Below are 26,241 nucleotides of genomic sequence, written 5' to 3'. Positions count from 1 at the left end.
CTACAACAGTCCCGTCGACACCACTTGCCGACAGGATGTTGCCATCTCGGCGTCACGATGTCGTCACCTGAACGCAGTGAGCTGGCACGGTATTCCGTCGAGAAGATGATTCATGCATTGCTATATCAAGCCGGTAAAGTTCGAGATCGTCAAAGTCCGCCGCAACAATGGCGGCACTAATCAGGTCATTAGGGACGGCACCCCGATGAACGGTGTTGCCAGCTGACGGCTCCCCCTGCTTCACACCCGAAGCCATCCGGCACTTCTCACACCGTGACGCCTTCGCTTCCGTCAGGCAACCAGCAATTGCCCCGTACTGGAGTTTGAGCACCGCATGGCTATCGCTCCTTGTCTACGTGGTATCCCTCACAGCCGATAGCTGAAAACGAGGCGCACCAGTCGCAAACGCAGTGACCATAATGGCAAGCACACTGACCGCCCACATAGTGACGGGTAGCGCCGCAATGGTGGGGTCGAAGGATTGATTCGCGTCGGTCGATCCGATCGCGGCATTGATCGCCCAGCCAGCCAGAACTCCAACCACCAGTGACATCGTCTGGGCTGGCAGAATCGTGACGATCATCTGCATCAAGAAGGATCTTCGCAGGATACGGGCGGGAGTACCCACGGCTTGTTGAACGGCAATGGTACGCCGCATTCCCCAGCGCAATTCGACAAAAGCTGCAGTACATGCTACTAGGATCAGCAGGAATCCGGCCGCCAGGCCGCTACGCACGATTCCCTGCTGTTGGATAAACGCCTGTAGAGTGTCGGGATTTTCGGCCCCGGCGTAGGCCGCATAGGACGGCGCAGCTCCGTGGAGTTGATCCACAAGCCGATCGAGGTCGCCAGTTGTGGAGTCTGCGGTGAACTCCAGGATGTCTGGTGTGAGACCTGCCAGTCTCGGATCGTTGCGAGCGAGGAGGGCGTCATCGTCATAGGTGACGGGTAGGCGGCTGACGGGCTTGATGGTACGAACCGTGGTGTGTTTATCGTGGCCAAAGGTCCATGTCGATGACGCGTCTCGCCTCGTTGCCGGCGTCCTGGGACAGGATCGCGGATAGGGATCGAAGGCGGCCAAGTCAGCGCAGGAGGCCGCGACGAGGGTACGACCGTCGGTAGCCGTGTAGATCATACGTCGGGGCCGGGTGACGCGCCAGAGGGCTTGCTGTTCGGTGGCGGTCCGGTCGGTGAAGGGGACCTGGACGAGGACGTGGTGGGGGTCCCCCGCAGTATCGTGGGTGCCAGAAACGAGGAATCCCGATCCAAATCCAGCTAGACCGACCATAATCGTCAATGCGATCACCATCGCAGCGGAATCTAGATAGTGAGCCCGAGCCAGGGTCAACCCAAGACGGGTGGGCAGTCTCAGCTGTTCACGGCCGGCACACCATACGATGATGAGGTGGGCTGACATGACGGCACCGAGAGTTCCAAACACCGCTGCGCCCATGATGTATCCAGCGGCGTGGTCCCCCAGGCGCTGGCCGTCGTGGGCGAGTGCCATCGTCAGGCAGATCCAGCCCTCCAGACCGATCGCAGCCACCACGAGGAGAAGACCAACGATCCCGAGCAGATGACGCACTGTCCCAAGCCGGGCACGGCGGCGCGGGGGGCGGCGTGAAGCCAGCAGCCTTCGCAGGGCGCGACGGGCCAACCAGCCACTCGCGATCACCATGATGACGACGATGATGAGCCACTCAGGCCATCTCAGCCTCGCCTGCCAGGGCCACCACGTTAACCCGAGCGTCCCACTCGATCCATGGGCGTTTTGAACGGGAATGAACAGTGCCAACCCGAGCAGAGCGCCTAGGCCAGCGGTCCCAGAAACCTCGACGGCGAAGACCTGGCCACACCAGTCGGGGTCGCATCCCATGCGCACCAACGTCATGAACCTGTCGCGGCGCGAGGCAGCCGATAGGCTCAGTGACGTCCACAACAACACGGCTGCCGGCAGCGCCACCAGTCCGATCACCTCGATCCACACGGTACGCGACGACACCCCAGAATCACCGATTCTGGTCAAGCCGAAGGCCTTCAGCTCGCGGCAACCAGCCTGATCGGAGGTGGTCGTAATCGAGAACAGTTCATCGGGTGAAGCCAAAGCAGCCCGATCCACCACCACCGGATCGATTGTGCCTAAGCTAGAGATGTTCACGACCCCGGCGTCCATCAACGACTTCAGACGCGGGGACACGATGGTGTGACCAGGTTGGGGCCAGTGCTTTAGTCCTGGGGGTAGGCGGTCAGCAGGGTGGTTCACCACGAAACTCGTCCAGGGCGTACCGTCGACCTGTAATTCCTGCACCTTGAAACCGGTATGCCCGTCAGCAGGCTCATCCGGAGCAAGGATGGGGGTACGCGCGTCACGCACTTCCTGCTGCTGAGCGGTGACGCGAGGCAGGGTGACACCCACCGCTAACCCGAGTGTGGCCAAGGCCACACCGACAATCATGACCAACGATCGCACCCGCTCATGACGACCCGCCCCACGGCTCAATCGCAACGCCAGACGCACACCTTTCACGACGCGTCCCCCACGATCCGCCCATCGGCCAAACGAATGATCCGAGCATTTCCCGGCAACGTGTGTTCATCATGGGTAACCATCACCAAAGTGGAACCCTCGGCGCGAACCAGTTCGTCTAGCAAGTCGATTACGGCATGGCGGTTCGTGGTGTCCAAAGCGCCAGTAGGTTCGTCGGCCAGAACGACCGCCGGACGGTGTGCCAGGGCACGACCCACGGCAGCACGCTGTGCCTGGCCTCCCGACACCTCGCTGGGCCTCCGCTTGTTGCTCTCGCTCAGGTCAAGGATCTCGGCAAGGTGGTCGGCGCGCTTCAGTGCGTCCCGGCGCCCAGTGCCAAGAAGCTCAAGAGGCAGGGCAATGTTGTCACGCAATGTGAGCTCGGGAACCAGTTCAGAGTTCTGAAACACCAGGCCGATCGTTTGCAACCGCCACGCCGCACGCCGCCTGTCATCTAGCCCGTATACATCCACATCGCCATGTGCGACCCGCCCTCTCGTCGGCGCCTCCAAACCGGCAAGGCACATCAACAATGTTGACTTACCCGAACCAGAAGCACCGACGACCACGTTCACTGATCCCGCAGGCATGACCAGCGAGACACCGTCCAATGCGGGTCGGCCCGCGTGGGGGAACTGCATGACCACGTTGTGACATATCAAGGAGTGCCGGTTGAGCATGGGGTAGCCAATCCGTCGAGGTTCAAAGCAATCATCAGGTGGTAATTCGCTAAACCATGACCGCCATCCCAATGCTCCCACATGCGCGCCCCAACTTGGATTTATGCCATGTTATGCATACTTATACGTTATGTCGTGTCACCTGGGCCCGGTGAACTGGCGCGCTATGTCGTCGAGGTGTACACCGGGGTCGCTCCGGTGTTGGCCACCGAGCCGAATGGCGTCAAGCCCGCAATCGGTGAGCTGTACCTCGACGTCACCAAGCTGGCATGGACCGCTGATCCGTCCGGCAACACCTCCGAGAGGATCGCAATAACCTCGGTGGGGGCCACCGTCACGCTGTCGAACGACTCCGACGGCCCCGGCCACCACTGCTCCCGAGGCCCCGGCTCCGACGACTGCTGCTCCGGGCACCTCGGCCTCGATCGACGACAACGGTTGCGGTCCGCCGCACACCGGCGTCTGATCACAACCCGTATTGCGGTCGCATCGACACCAGTTTGACGATCTCGTCATCGGGCAGTTCCCGCAGTCCGTCGCGACGCTCGAGTAGGTAGGTGATCTGCGCCGTGTACTCGAGACGCTCCATGGCCATGTACGCGGCCCAGACGTCAGGTCCCCAGGTGAACGCTCCGTGGTATTCCATGAGGCAGACGGTGTGAGTCTTTGCGTACTTCGACGTCGCTTCAACAACACCCGGTGTCGACGGGGTGGCGTAATCAGCCAGCGGCACCTCGGGCATGACAATCGAGGATTCCGGCATGAGCTGTTCGGTTAGAGCTCACTCTCGAATAGCCATCACCATGGCGTACACAGGGTGAGCGTGAACTGCTCCGCTAATGCTGGGATTGGCCCGATACTGGGCCAAGTTCATGAGGGCCTCACTCGTCGGTCGGTATCCCTCGCACGGCGGTTCGACGACGGTTCCGACGAGGACCAGGTACGCGGACGGAAGATGTCCTTGGTCTCAATGTTGTGCATCGAGACCGGGATGCGCAGCATGGCTGCCAGGGTGAGAACGTCAGCGCCGATATGGCTGTACCCCGTCGAGGTGTGGTTAGCTCCCCACTTATCCATCCAGTCATAAACGCTACTGAAGGCTCCGCTCGAGGGAATGCGCGACACGAAGAACGTTGTCGGCCACGTCGGGTCCGCCCGCTCAACGATGGTGTCTGTCCCCTCGTCCGGGAGCGTCCGTCCCTCGACAATCTGCAGGGTCGGTCCAACTCCAGCGACCATGTTCATACGAACCGCTGTCACCGTCGTGTCCCCCACCGTCGTGAAGTGGGTCGAGAATCCGCCGCCCGGGAAGTACTCCTGGGTCGCCGAGTGGAAGGTCGTCGCAGCGAGATCGGCCTGGATGTCGTCCTCGGTGAGATCCCACCAGTGCTTGATGACGGGAGTGCCGTCCGCCTCGGCCTCGCATTCTGTCGCGTTGAGAGTGCTCGCGCCGGAATTCCTGAAATCGACGAAACCACCAGCGGCACGACCGGTCAGCTCATGACCGGTGACGCGGCGAACGGCCTCCGGGCTCCAATAGGTACGGACATCGCTAAAGAACTGAGGACGCTGAGTGAGGAGGCTGCCGAGCAGCATCGCTATCCCGTTGAGGGCATCTCCCTCGGTGGCAAAGACCTGGGGCTGACGCAGTCCATCCGAGTCGAAGCTGGTGTTGAGCAGGGTTTCCATGACGTCGCCGTTCAGCTTGCCATCAGTCCACTGACGCTTGCCCTGGAAGCCGGCGGCGATGGCGTCGTAACCACCGGCCTCTTCCTTGAATCCCATGTCGGCCAGACGCAAATTGCCGTTCATGAGGTCTCGGGCAACCAGCACCATCTTGACCGAATACTCCAGCTGTTCACGCTTGTCAGCATCGCTGTGCTGCTTGTCAGCCGGATTTCGGTCCTCACCGATGCTGAGACCCATGCCATCGCCCACTTCCACTCAACGTGGTCATAGATACCCGCGGTGATCCTGCGGCCGAGTTCCACCATGTCGATGTACTGGCTGCGCATGCCCAAGTAATCCTGAAGGGCCTGCTCAGGGACATGACATCCGGCAATGCCCATCGACACGGTGCCCATCGCCAAGTAGCTCCGGACTCTCATGAGCCCGACTGCCAGGGCGGCTCGTCCGAAGCTGAGAATCCGGGCCGAGACGTCGTCAGTGAGGGCGTCGTCGGCATTCTGAACATCATGACCGTAGATGGCGAAGGCCAGAATACCCAGCTGTGTGTAGGCCGCCATGGCCGCAGCCACGGTGACGGCTCCAGAACGTTCAGTGGCGTTGAACCCCCTCGCGTGCGGAATGTCCGGAGTCAGGACGAGGATTTCGGCGATGCAGTCCCACGAGGCGGTGACGGTGAGATCCGCACAGACACCCATAGCCTCGAGCGCACACCACGACGGCGTCCGTCGATGAGAAGTCGCATTCCGATGGCAGAGTTCAGAGAGCGGGTCTTGACGTCGATGTCAGGGGCGTCAAAGCATGGAAAACCTTCCAGATATGTGATGAGGACGAGATCGCACTGCTCAGTGCTCGATGAGCTCCAGTCCGATTGCGTACTGGGTAGGAGAAGCGGGAACCTCGATGACGGTGCGACCGTCACGGGTCTGGGTTTCGAGGACAGGTCCGCCAAGAACACGGGCCTGGCGGTACTCGCCTTCAACGACGAGGCGATCCGCACCGACGACATCCTCATTGGCGACGCCCCAGGCGAACAGGTGGGAATCCTTCGCCGTGAGATACCACTCGAGGTTGTCGCCCTGAGCGGAAATTTCGGGATCAGCAGGACGAGCAGCCATGATCCCCTCCCCACAGACGTCCATCCACCCGCCGATCTCCCGGAGTCCTCGACGGACCGAATCGGGCATGTGGCCCGTGGCGTCAGGGCCAATACCGAGCAGGTAATTCCCGCCTCGCGAGACGATCTTGATGAGGTTCGCAATGATCAAGCTCGTCGGCTTGGCCGGATCGTCCGGCGACAGGGAGCACCATTCCTTCGTCAGCGTCAGGCAGGCTTCCCACGGATAGTCAAGGATATCCTCCGGAATCTCTTGTTCCGGAGTCCGATAATTCTCGTGGGGGCCATGCACCGCTCGATCGACGACGATGATTCCCGGCTGTATTTCGCGCGCACGAGTGGCAATGTCATCGATACCAATAGGTTCCTCAGGCGTACTAACCCAACCGGCATCAAGCCACAACACGTTCATCGGACCGTAATTGGAAAGGATCTCGGTGATCTGGTCCATGGTGAAATCAACGAACCGCTGCCAGCGCTCGGGCTGGGCTTCAAGGTCGTAATTGTGAAAACGATCATGGATCCGCTTGGAACGGTCCCAGTAGCAGGCATGCGACCAATCGGCTTTGGAGAAATATGCACCAGTTTCCAGTCCTGCGCCCCGGAAGGCATCGACGACCTCGCGCAGGATGTCCCGACGCAGACCGGACGACTCTGACGTCGCCTTGAGGTTGGTGTACCCCGAGTCGTACATGCAGAACCCATCGTGGTGCTTCGACGTGAAAACGCAGTACGTCATTCCGGCGTCAGCACAGGCATGGGCCCATTCGGAAGCGTCAAAGTCCTCGCCCCGAAAGGTCTTGGCCTGATCGTAATACCAGTCCTGGTAACCGGCGTCATCGTTCGGGTCACCCGGGAATTGGGGCGCCTTGTCGGTAAACCAACCCAGGTCGTCGCGATGCAGGGACCATGACCCTCCCTGACCAATGGCGGAGTAGATACCCCAGTGGACGATAACGCCGAAGGTGAGGTCCTGCCAGTGCTTGAGGTTCTTGACGACCAGGGGGTCGGTCGGCCATTGGTATCCGGGGTCCTCAGACCCTCCGAGAGCGCCGGCTGCCTCCAGCTCTGCGGGATCGAGATCAGCATTGTCGGTCATGGTTCACTTCCTTGTGTCGGGGGAAAGGCATGGGAGTCCCAAATGTCATAAGTGCGTTGTGTGGATGGGTGAGGGTGGCACAGCTCAGAATTTCAGTCCGCCTTCCTCGATGCCACGGAAGAAGTAGCGCTGGGAGGCTAAGAACACCAAGAAGATGGGGATCACGGCAGTAATGGCGCCAGCGAGCACGATTCGGTAGTCCGTTCCGAATGAGGACTGCAGCTGCGCGATACCGATCATCATCGTGTAGTTCGAGGAGGACTGAGTGATGAGCAGCGGCCACAGATAGTCCTGCCACGCGAAGATGAAGGCTGTCAGGCCGACGACGAGGGATCCCTTGACCTGTGGCAGGAAGATGGTGAAGAACCTTCGCACTTCACCCGCACCGTCGATATAGGCGGCGTCCTCGATCTCATCCGGGATACCGAGGAATGCGGCCCGCATGAGGAGCACATGGAAGGGTCCGATCATGCCTGGAGGCCAGATACCGATGATGGTGTCGTAGAACCCGAAGGAACGGACCTGCGAGTACAACGACAGCATGATCGATTCAAAGGGGAAGATCAGAGCTGACAGGGCAACGGCCGTCACCACGCCTCGACCCGGCCATCCCTTGCGGGAGAGCATGTAGCCACAGACCGAGGAGAAGACCAGGGCAGAGACGATGTTGAGGCCGCACACCGCGAACAAGTTGGCGATGTACCTCACGATGTCAGTAGTACGGAACAGCTCACCGAACGCGTTGAGGGACCAGTGCTGCGGGAATGCCGTGGCTCCCTTTCCGTAGATCGGATCTCCGGAGCTCTTGAAGGCTCCCAGCAGTGGGAGAAACACCGGGCTCACGAGGACGACAAAGACCACGAGTAGGGCGATGTAGTGTCTGAAGAGACCCCAACCATGGAATTTGGACTTGTTGATGGAGCGTTTGCGCACGCACAGTGCCGAACTCGCAGGAAAAACAGTGGATGTGGTCACCGGTATCACTTCTCACCAGAGCGACGGTTAAAAACCTGACCGATAATGATGAAACCAACGGTCATGACGAAGAGGAAGACGGCGGCAGCCGATCATCGAGAGGATTGAGACAAGGGCCATCATAATCTTCATGCCGGGGACGGTGACCGTAAAGAAGGACTTCACAGCGCCTGCACCATCGATGACTGCGGCCTCGTAGAGGAGCTTGTCGATATTCGCCAGCGCTGTCAGATACATCAGCATGTAGTAGGGAACTCCAGACCACAGGGTTATGAGGCACGACGAGATGATCAACCACCAGCGCCCAGTGAGGAACGGCACCGGGGAGTTGATCACGCCGGAGCCAACGAGGAAGTTGTTGACCAGACCGTTGTCCTTGAGGATCGCACTCCACGCCAATGCGATGACCACCAGAGATGAGATGGCCGACAGGTAGAAGAGAGTACGAAAAATGCCAATACCGGGGACATGCTCTTTGACAAAAACACCGAGGATCAGGGGAAGCATTGTCATTAACGGGACGACGATAATCGCGTAGACGATTGAGTTCAGAACAGCATTCCATAATGCGTCGTCTGCGAAGATTTTTCCGTAATTTCCAAAACCGACCCAGTTTCCCCCTCTCCCAACGGAGTCGTATCAGTAAAGGAAAGCCTGAGCGTATTGAAGAACGGATACACGTAGAAGTAGATAACGAGAAGTAGCGGGACCCCGACCCACAGATACGGCACCCATGGTTTTCGGAATCGTGCTGATCCATTCACAGCCTGTATGCGTCCATGGCGGTGACCACCCGAACGCCGTGAACCTCGAGGACGAGACATGAAGAACCTTTTCGTATGTGAGCGGGGGTGAATTCCTGGTCCGGACACGGAGGGGCGACCGTGCCCCCTCCCACCAAGGATGACGTCACCAAGGGAGCTTCGCCAGCATCTTGTTCATCTTGTCCTGAGCAGTGTTCAGGGCATCCTGCGGCTTGGAATCACCCATAATGGCAAGGTTGACATTGTCAGCCAACGCGGCGCTGACGCCATGCGTGACATAGAAGTCAGGCATGTAGGCCTCAGCCTTGGTCGCTTCCTTGGCGCAGATGGCGCGAGCCTGAGCGAAGGCATCCTTGCCCTGCTCCACACCGGTGATCCACTCTGCGAAAGCGGCCGCGAGCGAAGCGTTCTTGGTCTTCTTCGAGATCGCGATGTATTGCCCGGAAAACAGCGGCTTGATGCCGTCATTGAGAGGCTCTGGGCCAACACCGGTACGGGCATATGCCTGGGCGGCATTCTTTTGGATGTTGCGAAGAAAGGACGCATTCGGCGTGCCGAAAGCCAGGGATCCTTCACCGTAGACCTTGGACCGATGGAGGCCCCCGGCAATCGAGTCCTTCGAAATTCCCCCTTGGCATACATGTCGGCCATCGTCGTCAGCCAGAGTAACGCGTTGGATTCCGAGGCAAAAGTGAACTTGGTGAAGTCGTCATTCATGACCTTGACGCCGAGGGCACGCCATTCCGCGAGCATGTACCACGACGTGTTGCCATAGACCGCCTGCTTGCCGGCAGCGGTGATTTTCTTGGCGAAGTCGAGGTACTCGGTCATCGTCTTCGGCGGGATTTCGGGATCGAGGCCAACATCCTTGAAAATGTCCTTGTTGTACGTCACGACGAACGGGCCGAAGTACCAGGGCAGAGCGGTGTGCTCGTTGTCCTTGCCGAGTTTGAGTTTGCCCCAGACGTCCGGGACGAACTTGTCGCCGATACCGGGCACCGAAGTCTCGATATCGAGCAGGTAATCAGCCCTCGACAGAGCCATGATGGTCGAGGACGGCATATTGACGACGTCAGCCATCGTGCCATTGGACGCCTGAGTCACCATCGTGGTGTCGAAGTCGTCAGTGCCCGGCAGATCCGTCCACTTGATCGTGCATCCGGAATGCTCTTTCTCGAACTTCTTGATGAGGTCGTTGAAGAACCCGTCAAAGGTTCCCTTCAGACCCTGAGCCTGGAAGGTGATCTCGCCCGACAACGTGTCCAGGTTGAGTTGCGACGCCTTCGCCGTAGCAGAGCCGCCCTTGTCGCCACCTTCCCCACACGCGGACAGTCCGACACCTGCAGCCAGCGTAGCGCCCAGACCGAGGTCACGGCGCCGCGAAATTGGCAACGAATCTGACATGAGGACCTCCATTGGTCTTCCACCCACGGACACGTGGCCCACGCGCGTAGACGTCGACTTCTATCGTCGAGTTAATGGGAGCGTAGCACCAAATGCGAGCGCAAACAAACAGGCGCGCAAAAAATTCCATGAACCATTCAACCGTGCTTTTTGCAATAATGAGCATCATCGTCGATCGACCCGATCGACGTCGCTCAGCAGCCCCGCCCAACCTCCAGGTGAATCGCCATGTCATCAAGAGCAACCCTCAGCGACGTCGCCAAAGCATGCGGCGTCTCCTCGCAAACCGTCTCCCGGGCGCTCAACGACAGTCCACTCGTCCGACCTGAGACCAGAGCCAAGGTCATGACCGCCGTCGAGACCGTCGGATATGAACCAAACCTCGCCGCCCGCGCCCTCGCAGCTGGCGGATCACGGGCGGTTGGAATCTTGCTGACGACCCGTCTGACTCACGGCATGTCCACAACCTTCACCGCACTGGTAGGCACACTGCGGGAGCATAGTCGCCCATTCGTCCTCGACACCGCGATCGAGAATGACGAGGAATCCCTACGCGCCGCTCTGGCTCGACTCCGCGGCTACAGCGTCCAGGCAACCATCTTGCTGGCACAACGAGCCAAATCCGTTGCCATCGCATCCCAGCAACGCCACGGCGACAAGCTGGTCTCTGTCATCGCAGGGCACCCCGACTCCCCCGAGTCACCAATTGTCGCGATCGACCAAGCACTGGGAGCCCGTCTAGCCACTAAACACCTCATCGAACAGGGCTACCGGAATCTTCTCCATGTCCCTGGCGACCTGGAATGGCAGGACGCGTCAGAACGGCTTTCCTCCTACATCGCCGTCTGCAAAGAGGTCGGCATCGACCCTGCATGGATGCCAGCCAATTCCTGGGGAGCCGAAGCCGGGGCAGCCGTGGCTGAAGAACTTATCGCCGGACATCTCCCCGACGCGGTTCTCGCTGGCAACGATGACATCGCCATTGGCATGTGTCACACATTCCTCACTCATGGCGTGAGGATCCCCGACGACATCGGCATTGTGGGATTCGACGACATCCCTCAAGCTCGCTGGATGACCCCATCCCTCACCACGGTCGTCCAGGACTTCGAAGCACTCGGACGCCAAGCAGTCGAGGCCGCGGAAGCCCTCATCGCTGGAGAGGCTCCGGAGTCGTGCCAGCTCTCCCCCACTTTGGCGGTGAGGCACTCGTCACGCCGGCACTAAAGGACGTTCCAATATGAAGTTATATCCTGCTATGTATAATGATGCATTTTGCGGTGTCACTCCGACACCGAGCCCTCCCTCAATGCCAATATCATCAAGTCGCTCAACAACGACCCCACCATCGCCACGATAGTTCCCAACGACATCAAAATCCGGCACCCTCCACAACGGCGCCACAGCCAACTACACACCCGCACAGTCATCGACACCGACGGATCCACCATCATCAGCTACGACAGCGCTGGTCTTCGTCCGGGGTCTTGTGACGAACCCAACTATCAGTGGTCAGTAGTGTGGCTGTACTTGCGTGAGGTCAAAATCATTACTGGTATCAGTTACACCATCCTGCTGACGCGGCAATGCCCCTCGGAACCGCCGTAGCACTTCTCATGGCCATCATGAGGCAGTCCCACATTCTCCATTGGGGTGCCCTTCGGAGATCTACAATTCGCCAGCGTCGAGACAGAAAAGGCCGTCACAGCGCTAGCAGCCGCCATCATCGGTCTGGGCCTCAACGAGGGCGCCTACCTGGCCGAAATCACCCGCTCAGGTTTGGAATCCGTCGACGTCGGCCAGACTGAAGCAGCCAAAGCCTTGGGCATGAAACCGTCCCTCATCATGCGACGCACTATTATTCCTCAGGCGATGCGAGTCATCATCCCTCCGCCGGGCAACGAGACCATCGGCATGCTCAAGACGACCTCGCTAGTTCTTGCTTTGCCCTTCACTCTCGATCTGCAATATGCCACCAGCGCCATCGCGAACTGCACCTACGCTCCAATTCCCCTCCTCGTCGTCGCTGCCTGCTGGTACCTCGTTATGACGAGTGTCCTCATGATCGGGCAACATTTCCTCGAGCAGTACTTCGGTCGCGGATTCAACGGGAGGTCTTCGTCGAAGCGGCTGCGCCGCCAGGCCGCCATCCAGGCGGCTGGAACTACGTATAAGAACATTGCCCTGGAGGTCGAGCAGTGAGCACATCCGCCGAAGCATTTGCAAGCGCCGAACCGATGGTGCACATCACAGGGCTGCACAAGGAGTTTGGACCCCTGCACATCCTCAAAGGAATCGACCTCGACGTCGCCCCTGGTGAGGTCTGCGTCCTGATCGGCCCGTCAGGCTCCGGAAAATCTACCTTGTTGCGGTGCATCAATCAGCTGGAAACCTTCGAAGTCGGGGAAATCTGGGTCGGTGGTCAACGTGTGGGCTACGAACACGACCCGCTCCCCGACGGCCGGCTCAAGAGGCTTTCTGACAAAGGCATTGCCGCCCAGCGCGCTCGCGTCGGCATGGTCTTCCAACGTTTTAATCTCTTCCCTCATATGACCGCCTTGGGCAACGTCATGGAGGCCCCCATCAAGGTGTCGGGACTTACCAAGGAAGAGGCGAAGCCGCTGGCCATGTCTTTGTTAGACCGTGTCGGCATGGCTGATCGGGCTAACCACTACCCCACTGAGCTGTCCGGTGGCCAGCAACAGCGGGTCGCCATTGCTCGCGCTATGGCCATGAAGCCCGAACTCATGCTCTTCGACGAACCTACCTCGGCCCTTGACCCCGAACTCGTCGGCGAAGTGCTGAACGTCCTCAAGGACCTTGCCGGCGAAGGTATGACGATGATCGTTGTTACCCACGAGATGGGATTTGCCCGCGAAGTCGCCGACCACGTCGTGTTTATGGATGACGGAGTCGTCGTCGAAACTGGCTCCGCCAGTCAGGTCATTGGTAACCCGAAATCTAACCGCCTACGCGGGTTTATCGATTCTGTGCTATGAAATGTCGTGTCGTCATGACACAGTGACGGTGTGCATGACGACCAGATGATCAGGCTCGGCCAATATCTCAAGTTCGCCAACCTTGCCGAGACTGGCGGGCAAGCCCGCGAACTTATCGCATCGGGGATGGTCAGCGTCAATGGCGAGGTGGAGACCCGGCGGGGACGTCAGCTCCACCCCGGTGACGAGGTGACGGTCACGAACGGCGGGCAGACCGTCACAGCGACTGTCGATCTCACCGAGCCTGACGTCCCCTGGTGATACCGCGCATACCTATCAACGTGACGAGTGGCCTGAACCATATGGCCCAGGTCACTCATCATTGACAGAATCCTAGCAATCAGGCCGATTTTGCAGCCTTGACCGCCTTGCGGGCATCAACAATGCCCGTACCGCAACCGGTCTTGCATTTAGCCGGGTTCACCGACTGTTTGAGGATTTCCTTGATCCTCGCGGGGGTGAGGTTCGGGTTGGCCGCGATCATGAGAGCAACAACGGCGGAGACGTGCGGGGCAGCCTGGGAGGTGCCCTCCATGTAGCCGTAGGTCGGGGCCGCAGGAGTCGTTTCGCCGTTATTCAGGGTGGATAGGATCATGTCACCGGTGCGGTCGTCACCGCCAGGAGCGGACACGTCAACGGTCGAACCGTAATTCGAGAAGTACGACTGGGCACCAGTCTCACCGGTAGCTCCGACAACGACCACATTGCGGCAGTTGCCGGGTGTCGACTTACGGACGTCCATCGCCTCGTTACCGGCTGCCACAACGACGGTGGATCCGCGAGAGACGGCCGCATCAATGGCTCGCTGATACGTGATCGGGCAGTAGTTAGACGGACCGCCGAGGCTCAGATTAATGACCTTAGCGGGGTTGTGGTTAGTGGGAACACCCGGAACCTCGCCACCAGAGGCCCACGTAATACCGTCGGCAATATCGACGTCGGTCCCACCGCAATGACCTAGCGCTCGAACCGGCAGGATCTTGGCGCCAGGGGCGGCTCCTGCGACACCCCTAGCATTGTTGGTCGCAGCGCCAATAATGCCCGCCACGTGGGTCCCATGCCACGACGACGGCACGTCACGCCGGGTGCAGGCCCCCGCACGAGTCCAATCGCCCTCATCGGAGGGATCCGAATCGCGACCGTTACCATCGCCGGCGGCATAACGATCAGAGATGAAGTCGTAGCCAGGTAGGACCTTGCCATCCAGATCCGGGTGCTTGGTGATGCCGGAGTCGATGACGGCCACGGTCACTCCGGATCCTGTGTTGGTTGCCCATGCGCCGGGAGCGTCAATCCCGTTCTCAGAATTCAGGCCCCATTGACGGTTCCAATACTGGTCGTTCGGGGCCGACGACACTGCAGCAGGATGGACACCGGTGTTCTCATTAATCGTCATATGCAAGACGGGCTCGACGGATTCCACCTCCGGGTTGCGTTCGATCTCAGATGCAAAAGCCTTAGCCGCCGTAGCATTGAGCCCTTGAGAAACCTGAACCGACATGGAGTTGTTGGCACGCGCCAATGACTCAGTGACGTGGGCACCTCGCACCTTCGCAGCACGATCCACTAACCCTCGCAGAGACGTGCTGGTTGCCTGCATCGCGGAGGCGGCATGAGCGGTCCTAACGCGCTGGGCAGAGGCCGAACGGTCCTTAAGATGAACGACGAATCCGCTGGTGGACTGTATAGAATCGGAAGTGCGCAGCGGTGAGATAGTGAAGCCAGGAGCGGCGCTGCTGGGGACTGCGGTCGCGACAAGTGATGCGCCGGTGATCGCACAGAGCATCAAGGTCAACGTACGGCGTAGTGCCATATGTCCATTCCTCTCAGTTTGCTGAAGGTGAAACGAACCTAGGATGACAGTGGGTCATTTATTTAGACATAGCCTGACACAGCCTATAAATGTCTCGCACGACAATCGAGAAATCTCCCTGAAATACGACCGAGCTCGCCTGGATAGCGAGTGTGCGTCCGGCATGACGAAGTCGGGGGCACTAAACGTCCCCAGTTACTTCTGCTGGCTGGCCCATCAGCTCAGGACCCGCTCGTTAACTCTCCCTGAGCCCACGGAAGGCTCGGCACGGCACGAGCAAAGGCACGCAGAATCTCCTCGGCCCCCTCCAGAGCGCTAGTAGCCTCGATACCCAGACCGGCCTCAATGCGCTCTGCCGTCTGCTGAACGCTGGGGTCGGTATCAAGTGACTCCAAGATCTCGTTGCGGACCATATTCCACAGCCATTCCCGCTGCTGCTCAGTACGACGAATTTGGAGGGAACCATCCTTCTCTAGATACGCGCGGTGGTCAACAATCGCCTGCCAGACATCGTCAAGGCCCTCCTTGGTGTACGAAGAGCAGGTGAGCACCGGAACACGACGCTTGTCCGCGTCAGAGGAGACAAGCTTCATAGCAATTGAGAGATCTCGGGCGGAGACTCGCGCATTACCCGCATTGTCGCCGTCAGCCTTGTTAACCGCGACGACATCAGCCAGCTCCAGAATCCCTTTCTTAATGCCCTGAAGCTGGTCACCAGTTCCAGCAACCGAGAGCATAAGGAAGGTATCGACCATTCCAGCCACCGCCACTTCAGACTGGCCAACGCCCACGGTCTCAACGAGGACGACGTTGTAGCCAGCCGCCTCCATGACGATCATGGACTCGCGAGTCGCACGGGCAACGCCACCAAGGTGGCCCCCCGAGGGTGAGGGACGCACAAACGCCTCGTCACGATTAGCCAGATCGCCCATCCGGGTGCGGTCACCAAGAATCGAACCACCGGTTCGCGTCGAAGAGGGATCGACGGCCAAAACCGCGACCTTGTAGCCAAACTCATCGATGAGTCTGCCGCCCACGGCGTTAATAAAGGTGGATTTACCGGCACCCGGAACGCCAGAGATACCAACTCGAATGGCATCACCGGTGCGCGGCGCTAGCTGACGCAGCATCTCGCGCGCCATCTCACGATGAGCCGGCTTGCTCGACTCCACCAGAGTCAGCGCCCTGGCAATGTGCTGGCGGCTCCCGGCCAGAACTTGCTCAACCAGTTCGGGGACGTCGATCGGCATGATCACCATTTCTTTCATCAGGTGGGTACTTCTACCGTACCGCCCGAAGACGACGTTTACGGTTGCAGCCCCATCCCGCGTGGTTTTCCGTAGTATCCCAACATCGGGAGCTCACGAGGCCTTCGAAACCTAGGCTCCGAAGGCCTCGTTCAGGTTAGCAACCTATCGGGCTCAGTCGTCGTTGTGCGCGGCGAGCAGCTTCTCCATCAACTCAACGGCAGCGTCCGGGATAACGGTGCCAGGCGGATAGATGGCCGCCGCGCCATCCTTGCGCAGCTCGTCGAAGTCCTGGGTCGGAATGACGCCACCGACGACAATCATGATGTCGGAGCGACCAAGCTTGTCCAGTTCCTTACGCAGGGCCGGCACTAGCGTAAGGTGCCCGGCGGCCAGTGAGGAGACACCGACAACGTGGACGTCACCCTCAACAGCCTGTCGAGCAGTCTCCTCCGGGGTCTGGAACAGCGGGCCGACATCAACGTCCATACCAAGGTCAGCATAAGCGGTCGCGACGACCTTCTGGCCACGGTCGTGACCATCCTGGCCCATCTTCGCGATCATGATACGCGGACGACGGCCTTCCTTCTCCTCAAACTGCTTGATGAGCTCGTGGACCTTCTTAGTGGACTCAGAATTGCCGGCTGCCTTGCTGTACACGCCTTCAATGGTACGGATCTGGGCAGTGTAACGCCCGAAGACCTTCTCCATTGCGTCAGACATCTCACCGACAGACGCATCTGCGCGGCCAGCGTCAATGCACAGCTTGAGCAGGTTACGGTCAGGATCACTCGGATCCGGGTTGGCAGCTGCCCAGGTGATCTTCTCCAGAGCGGCCTGGCACGCCTCCTCGTCGCGGTTGGCGCGCAGCTGCTCGAGTTTGGCCTTCTGTTCCTTGAGTACCTGAGTGTTGTCGACCTTGAGGACCTCGAGGGGCTCCTCCTCGTCGAGACGGTACTTGTTGACGCCGATGAGGGGCTGACGACCCGAGTCGATACGAGCCTGGGTACGAGCAGCAGCTTCCTCGATGCGCATCTTCGGGATGCCCTTCTCAATGGCCTTGGCCATACCACCGGCCTTCTCGACCTCCTGGATGTGAGCCCAGGCCTTGCGAGCCAGCTCGAGGGTAAGCTTCTCGACGTAGGCCGAGCCGCTCCAAGGATCGATAACGCGGCAGGTGCCCGACTCCTGCTGGATGAACAGCTGGGTGTTTCGAGCAATACGGGCGGAGAAGTCGGTCGGCAGAGCGATGGCCTCGTCGAGGGAGTTCGTGTGCAGGGACTGAGTGTGTCCCTGAGTGGCTCCCATGGCCTCCACACAAGTACGAATCACGTTGTTGTAAACGTCCTGGGCTGTCAACGACCAGCCAGAGGTCTGCGAGTGAGTGCGTAAGCTCATCGACTTCGGATTCTTCGGGTTGAACTGGTGCACCAGCTTGGCCCACAGCATGCGGGCCGCACGCATCTTGGCGACCTCCATGAAGAAGTTGGTGCCAATGGCCCAGAAGAAGGAAAGACGCGGCGCAAACTGGTCGACCTGTAGGCCCACCGACTCACCGGCGCGAATGTAATCAACGCCGTCGGCCAGAGTGTAGGCCATCTCGATATCGGCGGTAGCGCCAGCTTCTTGCATGTGGTAGCCGGAGATCGAGATGGAGTTCCACTTCGGCATGTTCGCGCTGGTGTACGCGAAGATGTCGGAGATAATCCGCATCGAAGGCAGCGGCGGATAGATGTACGTGTTACGAACCATGAACTCCTTGAGGATGTCGTTCTGGATCGTTCCGGCGAGCTGCTCGGGCTTGGCGCCTTGCTCCTCAGCGGTAACAACGTACAGGGCAAGAATCGGCAGCACTGCGCCGTTCATCGTCATGGACACCGACATGCGGTCCAGCGGGATGCCCGCAAAGAGCTCACGCATGTCCAGGATGGAGTCCACGGCCACGCCTGCCATACCGACATCGCCGGGAACACGCGGGTTGTCAGAGTCGTAGCCGCGATGGGTCGGCAGGTCGAAGGCGACCGACAGGCCCTTCTGACCGGCGGCCAGGTTACGACGGTAGAACGCGTTGGACTCTTTAGCGGTGGAGAATCCGGCGTACTGGCGAATCGTCCACGGCCGGAAGGCATACATGGTGGCGTACGGGCCATGTGTGAATGGTGGCAGACCGGCGTAGGTGTCTAGCCAGTCCATGTCACCGTAGACGTCCTCGGAGTAGAGGTGACCAACCGGAATTTGCTCCGGAGTGGTCCAGGGCTCCTGCTCACCGGCGGCCGCAGCCAATCTGGCGAACTGCTCCTGCGCATCTGCGGGAACCGAAGAATCCCCGAGGTTAATGGAATCGAAACGAGGCAGGGTGGTCACTTGGCAACTCCCAACGTGTCCAGAGTGGCGGTCAGGACGTCCACGACGTCCATCCCGAGGTAGATGCGCCCGTCGATGACCTTCTCGGCCTCGGCGGCATCATCACCGAATTCCTTGAAGGCACCTGACAGGTAAACCAGCTTGGCGCCAGCCTCCTTGAGGGCCTTGGCGACCTCGAGACCTTGAGCCGCGTAGGTCTTGGCGTTCGAGCACAGGTCGGCGATATCAGCACCAGACTCCTTAAAGGCCTTCACGACCTCCTCGGTGGTGCCCCCCTCACACTCGGGGGTTTCCATGCCGGCGATGTGCCATACCGGGGCGGAGAATCCCTCGCGCGGGCCAAAGTCACGGCGGGTTCCCAGGCAGGCCAGGAACACTTTTGGACGCTCAGGGCAAGTGGCAGAGCGATCAACGAGGGCCTCGAAGACCTCGGCGTCACGGTGCCATTCCAGACCCTCACGGGCCGGGGCTGCTGGATACGGTTTGGTCTCGACGGACTTGGCATCGAGCAGCGGGAACTCACTGACGGCCGTAATCGGCTGCTTGCGAGTGGCAAGACGCTTGGCACGCTCGGTGTTGAGCTTGTCGAGCTCGGTGCGGACATGGTCGCCGGTGAGGGCGGCAGCCATGCCACCAGCAGCCTCGACGGCCTGGAACTCGGCCCAACCGGCATCCTCCAACTTCTTGGTGAGTGCCTCGACATAGAAGGAGCCACCAGCTGGATCATTAGCGCGACCAATATTCGACTCTTCAGCGAGAATGATGCCGGTGTTGCGAGCGATACGACGAGAGAAGTCACTCTTCGGTAAACCAATAGCGGCGTCGAAAGGCAAGGTCGTGACCGCCTCAGCGCCACCGACAGCAGCACCGAAGGTTGCGATCGTGCCACGAAGGATATTGACGTAAGGATCGTCGCGAGTGAGCTCGCGCCAGCTGGTGACCGCTTCTTGACGGGCACCACGCTTAGCAGCCGGTACCTCGAAGACCTCGCCAACACGGTTCCACAAGGTACGTAGGGCACGCAGACGGGAAATAGTGAGGAACTCGTCGTGGGTGGCCGTGACGCGGAAGTTGATGGAATCGAAGGCCTGCTCAGCTGTCAGCCCCTGCTCAATGAAAGCTCGGACGTACTCAACGCCGGTCGCGACAGCCCACGCGAGTTCGTGCACGTCGCCAGCACCGGCGTTGTGGTAGATCGTGGCGTCAACGACGAAGGGGCGGGAGTTCTTGTAATTCTCGGTCTTCTTGACCCACTCGGCCATCCCGGACAAGTCTGGGTTACCGCCATTAAGGGCCGCAAAACCGATGGGGTCCAGACCGAGGTTAAACGACAGCTTGTCAGCATCGATCTTGGACTCAATGTAAACATCAAGGAGAGCCTGAGCAGCGGCCTCCTGGTCATCACGGCTAGAGACCTCAACCTTGGCCAGGTCGAGCAACACATCCTTGAGGTCACCCGCAATGTCCTCGGGCTTAATGGCGTCAGCCCCGACCCGCAGCCACAGGGACGTCACGCCACGCTCAAGGTCGGCGATAACGGCCTTTTTAGTGAACGCGACATCGGGATCCTCATGAAGGGCCCGGACATCCCATGCATCCATGCCGCCTTCACGGATCGTGGTACCACGAGTGAACGGCGGCACGCCCGGAACACCGAGCTTCTCGGGGGCATCCTGACGCCGGTACATCGGCTCGATCTGGATGCCGTCGACCGTAGTCGGCTCGAGGCGCTTCATTCCCTGCTCGATGTTGAGTTCCTTGCCCTCGGGACGACCCCGGTTCAGAACCTTAAGGACCGCCTCCTCCCACTGCTCGTGGGTGACCTTCGGGAAGTCCCCGGCCAGGCTCAACTCCTCAGGCATCCTGTCCTCGACGGACTTGGATGCGAGGTTGTCAGGATCAGTCATTCGTTAGACTCCTGCTCCGCTGTGGATGGTTGGACGACCTCGGTCGGCCCTCGAGACCTCGGACGCTGTGGTACACGCGTAGTGCACCACACGCTCTGGCAGGTATTCGGACTCGTGGGCACCTCGTCTGCCGACGAGTCCTACGTCACCGCTTCCCAGACCGAAGCCCAGTGCTTGATCGCTGCCAAACCGATTCGAGAACCGGATAAGCGACGATGGTGATGTCGTTCCCACTCACCGCTGCGGGGCAGTTCCGGAGTCTCACCGGATTCCCTCTTACCGCCTCAAAATCCCACGAAGGATTCCTTGGCACCAGCAGGTACGATACTAGGCCGCGCACAACCACCTCCGTGCAGCGGGGTCACAAGTGCACGATTGTGCACATGCAGGATGAACGGCCGCGCAGTAACTGCTAGAGCCTGCGGTACTGGGCTCAGTTAGCCGCTTTGGACATGACACCCGTACTCACCAGCCATTCACCAGCGGCCCACGAGGTGTTAGCCTCGCCGCTATTGACAGCTGAGCCGCTGACAAGGAGGTCAATCATGGCATTGCAGGAAATCGAATTCACTTCACGCAACAGACGCGACGCCATCCAGGCATGGGCTTACGAACCAGTGGGAACGCCGGCGGCCGTCGTCCAGATCATCCACGGTCTGGGTGAGCACTCACGCCGCTACCTGCACATGATTTCAGCTCTGCTAGATGCGAGCTTTATCGTCGTCGCTGACGACCATGCCGGCCACGGTCGCACCGCCATGCAGTCGGGCCAGTGGGCTGACGCGGGCGACAACTCCGCCGAGGTTGTCATTTCCGACGAGCTCACACTGCAGCAGCAGTTGACAGGCCACCCTGGGTGGTCTTCGGTCACAGTTGGGGTTCCCTGATTGCCCGTGCGATGGCTACCCGCCCCAACGCCCGCCTCGACGGCTTAGCACTAGGCGGCGTCGTGGCGCAGCTACGCGGCCTCGAGACCACCCTTGACCACGAGGCGCTCGCGAAGGCCATGGCGACCAACCCGGCCGGTCCCGCCCCCGAGTCCCTCGTCGCCCAAATGTTTGACGGATGTACTGACCGCTTGAGCGAAGGCGACGGCCCCACCGGCTGGGTGGCTCGTAACAGGGACGTGGTTGCCGACTACGGCAAAGATAAGTTCAATAATTTCGGTGCCCAAATGAGCACGCGCTTCCTGCAGGGTTTCGCCGACATCTACGACATGGCTAACGGGGAGGGCTTCTATGCGGCGATGCCGAAGATCCCCATCGCCTTGTTTGCGGGCAGCGAGGATCCTGCGGGCAACTTCGGCACCGGCGTGCAGGCTGTCGCGCAACGCCTGCGAAGGGACGGGCACGACGTCGAGCTACACCTATACGACGGCCTGCGCCACGAGGTGCACAACGAGCCCGAGTCGCGTGCCGACGTGGAATCGAGCCTCGTCACCTTCGTAGATCGAGTGGCCAAGAGGAATTAGGCGGTCGCGATAGTGATCGTTGCAGGGCTCACCCTGGACGGCGAGCCCTGCAACGAGGTGTTGCCGGAGGCCGGAAAAAGGTGACTGGTGTCGTACGCCACATCGCTGCCTTAAACTCATGGGGACCCCCGAAAGGACCTCCCGTGAAGATTGCCGTTGCAGGATTGGGCTACGTCGGAATGGCCAATGCCGTGTTGCTGGCCCAGCATAACAGCGTCGTCGCTATCGATATCGACGCTGAGCGGGTCGATATGGTCAACAACCGGCATACCACCATCGTTGATCCCCTCATAGCGGAGTACTTGGCCCATCACAACCTGGACCTGCGCGCCACCACCGACCCGCAGGAAGCGTACCGGGGAGCAGACTTCGTCGTCATCGCCACCCCGACCAACTATGACCCTGGCCAAAACTACTTCGACACCTCAAGCGTCGACGAGGTCCTTGATCTGGTCCAGGAACTCGCCCCTCACACGACGACCGTCATTAAATCAACAATCCCGGTGGGCTTCGTCGAGGGCGTTCGCAAGGAGCGCTCCGGGCTTGACGTCATCTTCTCCCCCGAGTTCCTGCGAGAAGGTAAGGCTCTGTTCGATAACCTTCACCCCTCGCGGATCGTCGTCGGGGCGGACTCCCCCAAAGCCCACCTCTTCGCCGACCTCATGGCTGCCGGGGCCGTTGACACCAATGTCCCGGTGCTCTTCGTCGGTGCCACCGAGGCCGAGGCCATCAAGCTCTTCGCCAACACCTACCTGGCGATGCGGGTGTCCTTCTTCAACGAGCTCGACACCTATGCCTCCCAGCGCGGGCTGTCTACCCGTCAAGTCATTGACGGGGTCTGCCTCGATCCTCGCATTGGCAACCACTACAACAACCCGTCCTTCGGGTACGGCGGTTACTGCCTGCCTAAAGACACCCGTCAACTATTAGCCAATTACCAGGACGTGCCACAGACCCTCATCCAGGCCATCGTCGACTCCAACACCGTGCGCAAAGACTTTATCGCCTCTGACATCATTGCCAGGGACCCGAAACGGGTGGGGATCTTCCGTCTGGTCATGAAGGCAGGTTCGGACAACTTCCGTTCCTCCTCGATCCAAGGCGTCATGAAGCGCATCATGGCGAAGGGCATCGAGGTGGTCGTCTACGAGCCGACCTTTGACGGCGACGAGTTTTTCCACTCGGAGGTCACCAAGAACCTTGCCTTCTTCAAAGCTAACTGCGACGTCATCATTGCCAACCGGATGTCACCGGATTTATCCGATGTCGCTGACAAGGTCTACACCCGGGATCTCTTCGGTGGGGACTGACCCGGGCGATGCCGGTCACAAGGATCAGGCTCCGCTAGACCAAACGACCTGACCGGCTTCCCGGATGAGAACCGAGCAGCCATCGCGCACATCAAGTTCGACGATAAGAGGTTCGACCCCCGGCACGCCGGTGCGATAGACATAGCGTTCGTTCGTGAGATCCAGGGACTCGGTGCGAGCGTCCACCAACCACGGATGTCGGCGCCGCAAGCCAAGCAGGCTTTGATGAGCGCGCAGGGTGTCGGCGCCGAGGTTCGACAAATCCGCCGGGCTGGCGGGGAATACCGGGCGAATATCGTCGTCGCCTCCGAACCTCTCTTCTTTGACTCCACGATAAGCTAGCTCGTCCCCGTAATAGATGAGCGGGATACCTCCAATGGTGGCGAGTATCGCGGTTGCGAGAACTGCGCCGTCCTGTCCCACCCTCGAGGCGATACGGGTGACGTCATGGTTGCCGACGAAGGTCATCGGGGTGAAGGCATCGCTGAACTCGTTATGGCGGCCCAAAGCATGATCTAGCTCGAAAAAGTTACGAGACTCGATAGAGGACCAGATCCCTTTCCATAACTCGTACTGGGTCACCGGATCCATCCCCGAGGCTCGAACGATACTCGCATAGTCGCCGTGAATAACTTCACCGAAGATCCACACGTCAGGGTACTTCTCTCGCACCGAGGGCAGCACCGCAGCCCAGAACTCAGGATTGACGGAATAGGCGGCGTCCAGCCGCCAGCCGTCAACACCGCGACCGCACCAATAGTTCATGATCCGGGTGACATGTTCCCGCACTGCGGGGTTGTCGTGGTTGAGTGCGACCAGGTCACTATGACCCTCGAAAACGTCGAGGCGCCCCGCACACCAGCGAACCATGCGGCCGGCGTCTGAATCTGGCCCAGCACTCTGCGCATCCTGCACGATGCGGTTGCGACGCGAGACGTGGTTGAACACCCCGTCGAGCAGTACTGACAGACCACGAGCATGGGCGGCCTGAAGCAGGTGATCGAAGTCATCGTCGTCGCCTAGCCGAGGGTCGATAGTGAAGTAGTCCAAGGTGTCGTAGCCGTGGCTAGCCGAGGAAAAGACCGGCCCTAAGGCCAGACTTGAACAGCCCAGTGCCACGGCATGGTCAAGCCAGGCTCCCAGATGAGCGAGACGATGACTCACCTCCTGAGATTCCAGTCGTGCCGGAGCTCCGACGAACCCCAGGGGATAGACGTGCCACCCAATGAGGTGGTCAACCCATCCGGGCCGATAAGCCATGATGCCTCCCCGTTTGTCACGGCCGATCAATTACCACCATCATGTCAGTCGTGATGAAGATCGGCCGTTGAAAGGTCGGCATGAGGCGCCTTGGTGACAATCTTGTGACCGACCCACAACGCCAGGAATACCGGAATGCTGATGTAAGCGACGATCATGTCGGTGACATCACCGCTGAGAACTGCGTCACGTCCCTGGCCGAGAGTAACGATGACGCACAACACCCCGGCGACGATAGGACCGGCAGGATACCAGCGCGCCCGATACGGCAACTCGGACAGGTCGTGCCCCTGAGCCTGAAAGGCGCGCCGGAACTGGATATGGCATATCGCAATACCGATCCATGCGATGAATCCACACAGACCAGAGATATTGACCAACCAGGTGTATGCCTGGCCTGACCCCACCAGAGATGTAGCAAAACAGGCCGCGCCGACAAGAGTAGTGACGATAAGAGCCGGCACCGGGACACCTCGTCGACTAGTACGGCCAAGGATGCGAGGAGCTTTGCCCTCACGCGCTAGGGCGTAAAGCATTCGGGTGGACGCATAAAGACCAGAGTTACCAGCCGAAAGCACCGAGGTAAGGATGACCGCATTCATGACAGCCGCCGCAGCAGCAACACCGGCCCGCTTTAGGACCAACGTAAACGGGCTGACAGCAACATCGGTGACCTCGCCCGCAAGCAGGTGCGGGTCAGTATAAGGCAGCAACAAACCGATAACGGCGATGGCACCGATGTAGAAGATCATGATCCGCCAGAAAATCTGACGAGTGGCCTTGGGGATCGTCATTCGGGGGTCTTTCGATTCTCCTGCAGCAATGCCGATGAGCTCGGTGCCCTGGAAGGAGAATCCAGCAATAAGAAAGACAGTCAGGATGCCACCGAACCCGTGAACGAAGGGCGCGTCACCGCGACGCCAATGAGATAGACCAGGAGATGTCCCCATCACGCCGGCGATCATGAGGATCCCAAGCACCAGGAAGACGATAACTGCCGTCACCTTGATGATGGCGAACCAGAACTCGCTCTCACCATACGCGCGGGCAGACAAGACGTTCAGGAGGAAGAGCAACGCCAGGAATCCGACCGACCACATCCAGGCCGGTACACCGGGCCACCAGTAGGCCATAACGATGGAGGCAGCAGCTAATTCAGCAGCGACCGTGATGGCCCAGTTGAACCAGTAATTCCACCCCAATGCGAAGCCAAAGGAAGGCGAGACGAATCTGGTGGCATAGGTTTCGAATGCGCCTGGCACCGGGAGATAGGAGCTCATCTCGCCGAGAGACTGCATAAGCAAGAAGACCATAAGCCCCATAGCGAAGTAGGCAACCAGAGCTCCACCCGGCCCAGCTTGGGAGATGGTGGCACCAGATGCCACGAACAGGCCAGTACCAATGGCCCCGCCGATTGCGATCATGTTCATGTGCCGCGAGGAGAGCCCGCGCTTCAATTCGCCGTCCATGGTGGTCCTCAGATAGGAGCGCCCCGCCCTGCTGAACGAAGCGTCGGCCACTGTACCGCCCTCCCCCACCTCCTTACTCAATACTCCGTATGTCGATACGCGGCACAAAATCAGGGGCGCCCCGACTTTATGCCAAAACGCCCCTCAAA

General features: G+C 59.8%; 23 protein-coding genes, 2 pseudogenes and 1 riboswitch. Of the genes and pseudogenes, 9 read left to right on the top strand and 16 right to left on the bottom strand.

Annotation, left to right across the window (positions count from 1 at the left end):
- Nucleotides 1–52: 52 nt before the first annotated feature.
- The 3 genes from CPA42_RS03380 to CPA42_RS03370 all read right to left on the bottom strand — a co-directional run bounded on the left by CPA42_RS03380 (nt 53) and on the right by CPA42_RS03370 (nt 3,207).
- Nucleotides 53–331 carry a hypothetical protein gene (locus CPA42_RS03380; RefSeq protein ID WP_002519195.1) on the bottom strand — a complete coding sequence of 93 codons (279 nt, stop codon included), beginning with the start codon at nt 329–331 and terminating at the stop codon, nt 53–55.
- A 21-nt stretch (nt 332–352) separates the two neighbouring features.
- A complete protein-coding gene (locus CPA42_RS03375) occupies nt 353–2,455 on the bottom strand; it encodes an ABC transporter permease family protein (protein WP_002519196.1) in 2,103 nt (700 codons plus the stop codon).
- A gap of 68 nt (nt 2,456–2,523) precedes the next feature.
- Nucleotides 2,524–3,207, bottom strand: coding sequence for an ABC transporter ATP-binding protein (locus CPA42_RS03370; RefSeq protein ID WP_024513546.1), 684 nt, complete (start codon nt 3,205–3,207; stop codon nt 2,524–2,526).
- 81 nt (nt 3,208–3,288) lie between these two features.
- Between CPA42_RS03370 and CPA42_RS03365 the strand changes: the two genes are divergently transcribed.
- Nucleotides 3,289–3,711 (top strand): hypothetical protein, encoded by a 423-nt coding sequence (locus tag CPA42_RS03365; protein WP_002519198.1) that lies wholly within the window; start codon nt 3,289–3,291, stop codon nt 3,709–3,711.
- Here CPA42_RS03365 and CPA42_RS03360 read toward each other — a convergent pair.
- From CPA42_RS03360 to CPA42_RS03320, 7 genes and pseudogenes are all read right to left on the bottom strand, one after another.
- Nucleotides 3,674–4,081, bottom strand: a pseudogene (locus CPA42_RS03360) (class II aldolase/adducin family protein). The gene CPA42_RS03365 and the pseudogene CPA42_RS03360 overlap by 38 nt on opposite strands.
- Nucleotides 4,081–5,556: pseudogene (locus CPA42_RS13675) on the bottom strand (hypothetical protein); the annotation flags it as partial. The pseudogenes CPA42_RS13675 and CPA42_RS03360, both read right to left, overlap by 1 nt.
- 182 nt (nt 5,557–5,738) lie before the next feature.
- Nucleotides 5,739–7,109 carry an alpha-L-fucosidase gene (locus CPA42_RS03340; protein WP_002515131.1) on the bottom strand — a complete coding sequence of 457 codons (1,371 nt, stop codon included), beginning with the start codon at nt 7,107–7,109 and terminating at the stop codon, nt 5,739–5,741.
- A gap of 84 nt (nt 7,110–7,193) precedes the next feature.
- A complete protein-coding gene (locus CPA42_RS03335; RefSeq protein ID WP_002519200.1) occupies nt 7,194–8,042 on the bottom strand; it encodes a carbohydrate ABC transporter permease in 849 nt (282 codons plus the stop codon).
- Between the two features lie 69 nt (nt 8,043–8,111).
- The gene (locus tag CPA42_RS03330; RefSeq protein ID WP_002515127.1) at nt 8,112–8,597 is read right to left on the bottom strand and encodes a carbohydrate ABC transporter permease; all 486 of its coding nucleotides are present in this window, start codon (nt 8,595–8,597) and stop codon (nt 8,112–8,114) included.
- A gap of 35 nt (nt 8,598–8,632) precedes the next feature.
- A complete protein-coding gene (locus CPA42_RS03325; RefSeq protein ID WP_002519201.1) occupies nt 8,633–8,956 on the bottom strand; it encodes a sugar ABC transporter permease in 324 nt (107 codons plus the stop codon).
- Between the two features lie 87 nt (nt 8,957–9,043).
- Nucleotides 9,044–10,264: an ABC transporter substrate-binding protein gene (locus CPA42_RS03320; RefSeq protein WP_002515186.1), complete on the bottom strand. Its 1,221-nt coding sequence runs from the start codon at nt 10,262–10,264 to the stop codon at nt 9,044–9,046.
- Nucleotides 10,265–10,480: 216 nt separating this feature from the next.
- Between CPA42_RS03320 and CPA42_RS03315 the strand changes: the two genes are divergently transcribed.
- The 5 genes from CPA42_RS03315 to CPA42_RS03295 are packed head-to-tail and all read left to right on the top strand — an operon-like array spanning nt 10,481 to nt 13,512.
- A complete protein-coding gene (locus CPA42_RS03315; RefSeq protein WP_002515112.1) occupies nt 10,481–11,479 on the top strand; it encodes a LacI family DNA-binding transcriptional regulator in 999 nt (332 codons plus the stop codon).
- Between the two features lie 48 nt (nt 11,480–11,527).
- Nucleotides 11,528–11,860: a hypothetical protein gene (locus CPA42_RS03310; RefSeq protein WP_002515165.1), complete on the top strand. Its 333-nt coding sequence runs from the start codon at nt 11,528–11,530 to the stop codon at nt 11,858–11,860.
- A 45-nt stretch (nt 11,861–11,905) separates the two neighbouring features.
- A complete protein-coding gene (locus CPA42_RS03305; protein ID WP_002515178.1) occupies nt 11,906–12,454 on the top strand; it encodes an amino acid ABC transporter permease in 549 nt (182 codons plus the stop codon).
- Between the two features lie 35 nt (nt 12,455–12,489).
- Nucleotides 12,490–13,251, top strand: coding sequence for an amino acid ABC transporter ATP-binding protein (locus CPA42_RS03300; RefSeq protein WP_002519205.1), 762 nt, complete (start codon nt 12,490–12,492; stop codon nt 13,249–13,251).
- 45 nt (nt 13,252–13,296) lie between these two features.
- Nucleotides 13,297–13,512 carry an RNA-binding S4 domain-containing protein gene (locus CPA42_RS03295; RefSeq protein WP_002519206.1) on the top strand — a complete coding sequence of 72 codons (216 nt, stop codon included), beginning with the start codon at nt 13,297–13,299 and terminating at the stop codon, nt 13,510–13,512.
- Nucleotides 13,513–13,591: 79 nt separating this feature from the next.
- Here CPA42_RS03295 and CPA42_RS03290 read toward each other — a convergent pair whose 3' ends face one another.
- The 4 genes from CPA42_RS03290 to mutA form a co-directional block, all read right to left on the bottom strand.
- Nucleotides 13,592–15,064 (bottom strand): S8 family serine peptidase, encoded by a 1,473-nt coding sequence (locus CPA42_RS03290; protein WP_002515193.1) that lies wholly within the window; start codon nt 15,062–15,064, stop codon nt 13,592–13,594.
- Between the two features lie 221 nt (nt 15,065–15,285).
- The gene (meaB, locus tag CPA42_RS03285) at nt 15,286–16,332 is read right to left on the bottom strand and encodes a methylmalonyl Co-A mutase-associated GTPase MeaB (protein ID WP_002519207.1); all 1,047 of its coding nucleotides are present in this window, start codon (nt 16,330–16,332) and stop codon (nt 15,286–15,288) included.
- Between the two features lie 153 nt (nt 16,333–16,485).
- Nucleotides 16,486–18,675: a methylmalonyl-CoA mutase gene (gene scpA, locus CPA42_RS03280; protein WP_002515157.1), complete on the bottom strand. Its 2,190-nt coding sequence runs from the start codon at nt 18,673–18,675 to the stop codon at nt 16,486–16,488.
- Nucleotides 18,672–20,582: a methylmalonyl-CoA mutase small subunit gene (gene mutA / locus CPA42_RS03275; RefSeq protein ID WP_002515197.1), complete on the bottom strand. Its 1,911-nt coding sequence runs from the start codon at nt 20,580–20,582 to the stop codon at nt 18,672–18,674. The genes scpA and mutA overlap by 4 nt, the downstream gene beginning before the upstream one ends.
- Before the next feature lie 80 nt (nt 20,583–20,662).
- A riboswitch (cobalamin riboswitch) is annotated at nt 20,663–20,914 on the bottom strand.
- A gap of 213 nt (nt 20,915–21,127) precedes the next feature.
- Here mutA and CPA42_RS13365 point away from each other — a divergent pair.
- The 3 genes from CPA42_RS13365 (at nt 21,128) to CPA42_RS03260 (ending at nt 23,363) form a co-directional block, all read left to right on the top strand.
- On the top strand, nt 21,128–21,469 hold the full coding sequence (locus CPA42_RS13365) for an alpha/beta hydrolase (protein WP_002515192.1): 342 nt from the start codon (nt 21,128–21,130) through the stop codon (nt 21,467–21,469).
- Entirely contained in the window at nt 21,439–22,053 is a 615-nt protein-coding gene (locus tag CPA42_RS13065; RefSeq protein WP_002515183.1) for a serine aminopeptidase domain-containing protein, read from the top strand. Before CPA42_RS13365 ends, CPA42_RS13065 begins: the two co-directional genes overlap by 31 nt.
- Before the next feature lie 143 nt (nt 22,054–22,196).
- Entirely contained in the window at nt 22,197–23,363 is a 1,167-nt protein-coding gene (locus tag CPA42_RS03260; RefSeq protein ID WP_032504870.1) for a nucleotide sugar dehydrogenase, read from the top strand.
- Between the two features lie 24 nt (nt 23,364–23,387).
- Here the strand turns inward: CPA42_RS03260 and CPA42_RS03255 are convergent, their stop codons facing one another.
- Together CPA42_RS03255 and CPA42_RS03250 are read right to left on the bottom strand one after the other, a co-directional pair.
- Nucleotides 23,388–24,623 (bottom strand): alpha-amylase family protein, encoded by a 1,236-nt coding sequence (locus CPA42_RS03255; protein WP_002515175.1) that lies wholly within the window; start codon nt 24,621–24,623, stop codon nt 23,388–23,390.
- 44 nt (nt 24,624–24,667) lie between these two features.
- A complete protein-coding gene (locus tag CPA42_RS03250; protein ID WP_002519211.1) occupies nt 24,668–26,173 on the bottom strand; it encodes an amino acid permease in 1,506 nt (501 codons plus the stop codon).
- Nucleotides 26,174–26,241: the final 68 nt, after the last annotated feature.

The sequence above is a fragment of the Cutibacterium acnes genome (assembly GCF_003030305.1).
GTDB lineage: Bacteria > Actinomycetota > Actinomycetes > Propionibacteriales > Propionibacteriaceae > Cutibacterium > Cutibacterium acnes.
Note: the sequence above shows the minus strand (reverse complement) of the source record. Positions and strands in the feature narration are given on the sequence as shown.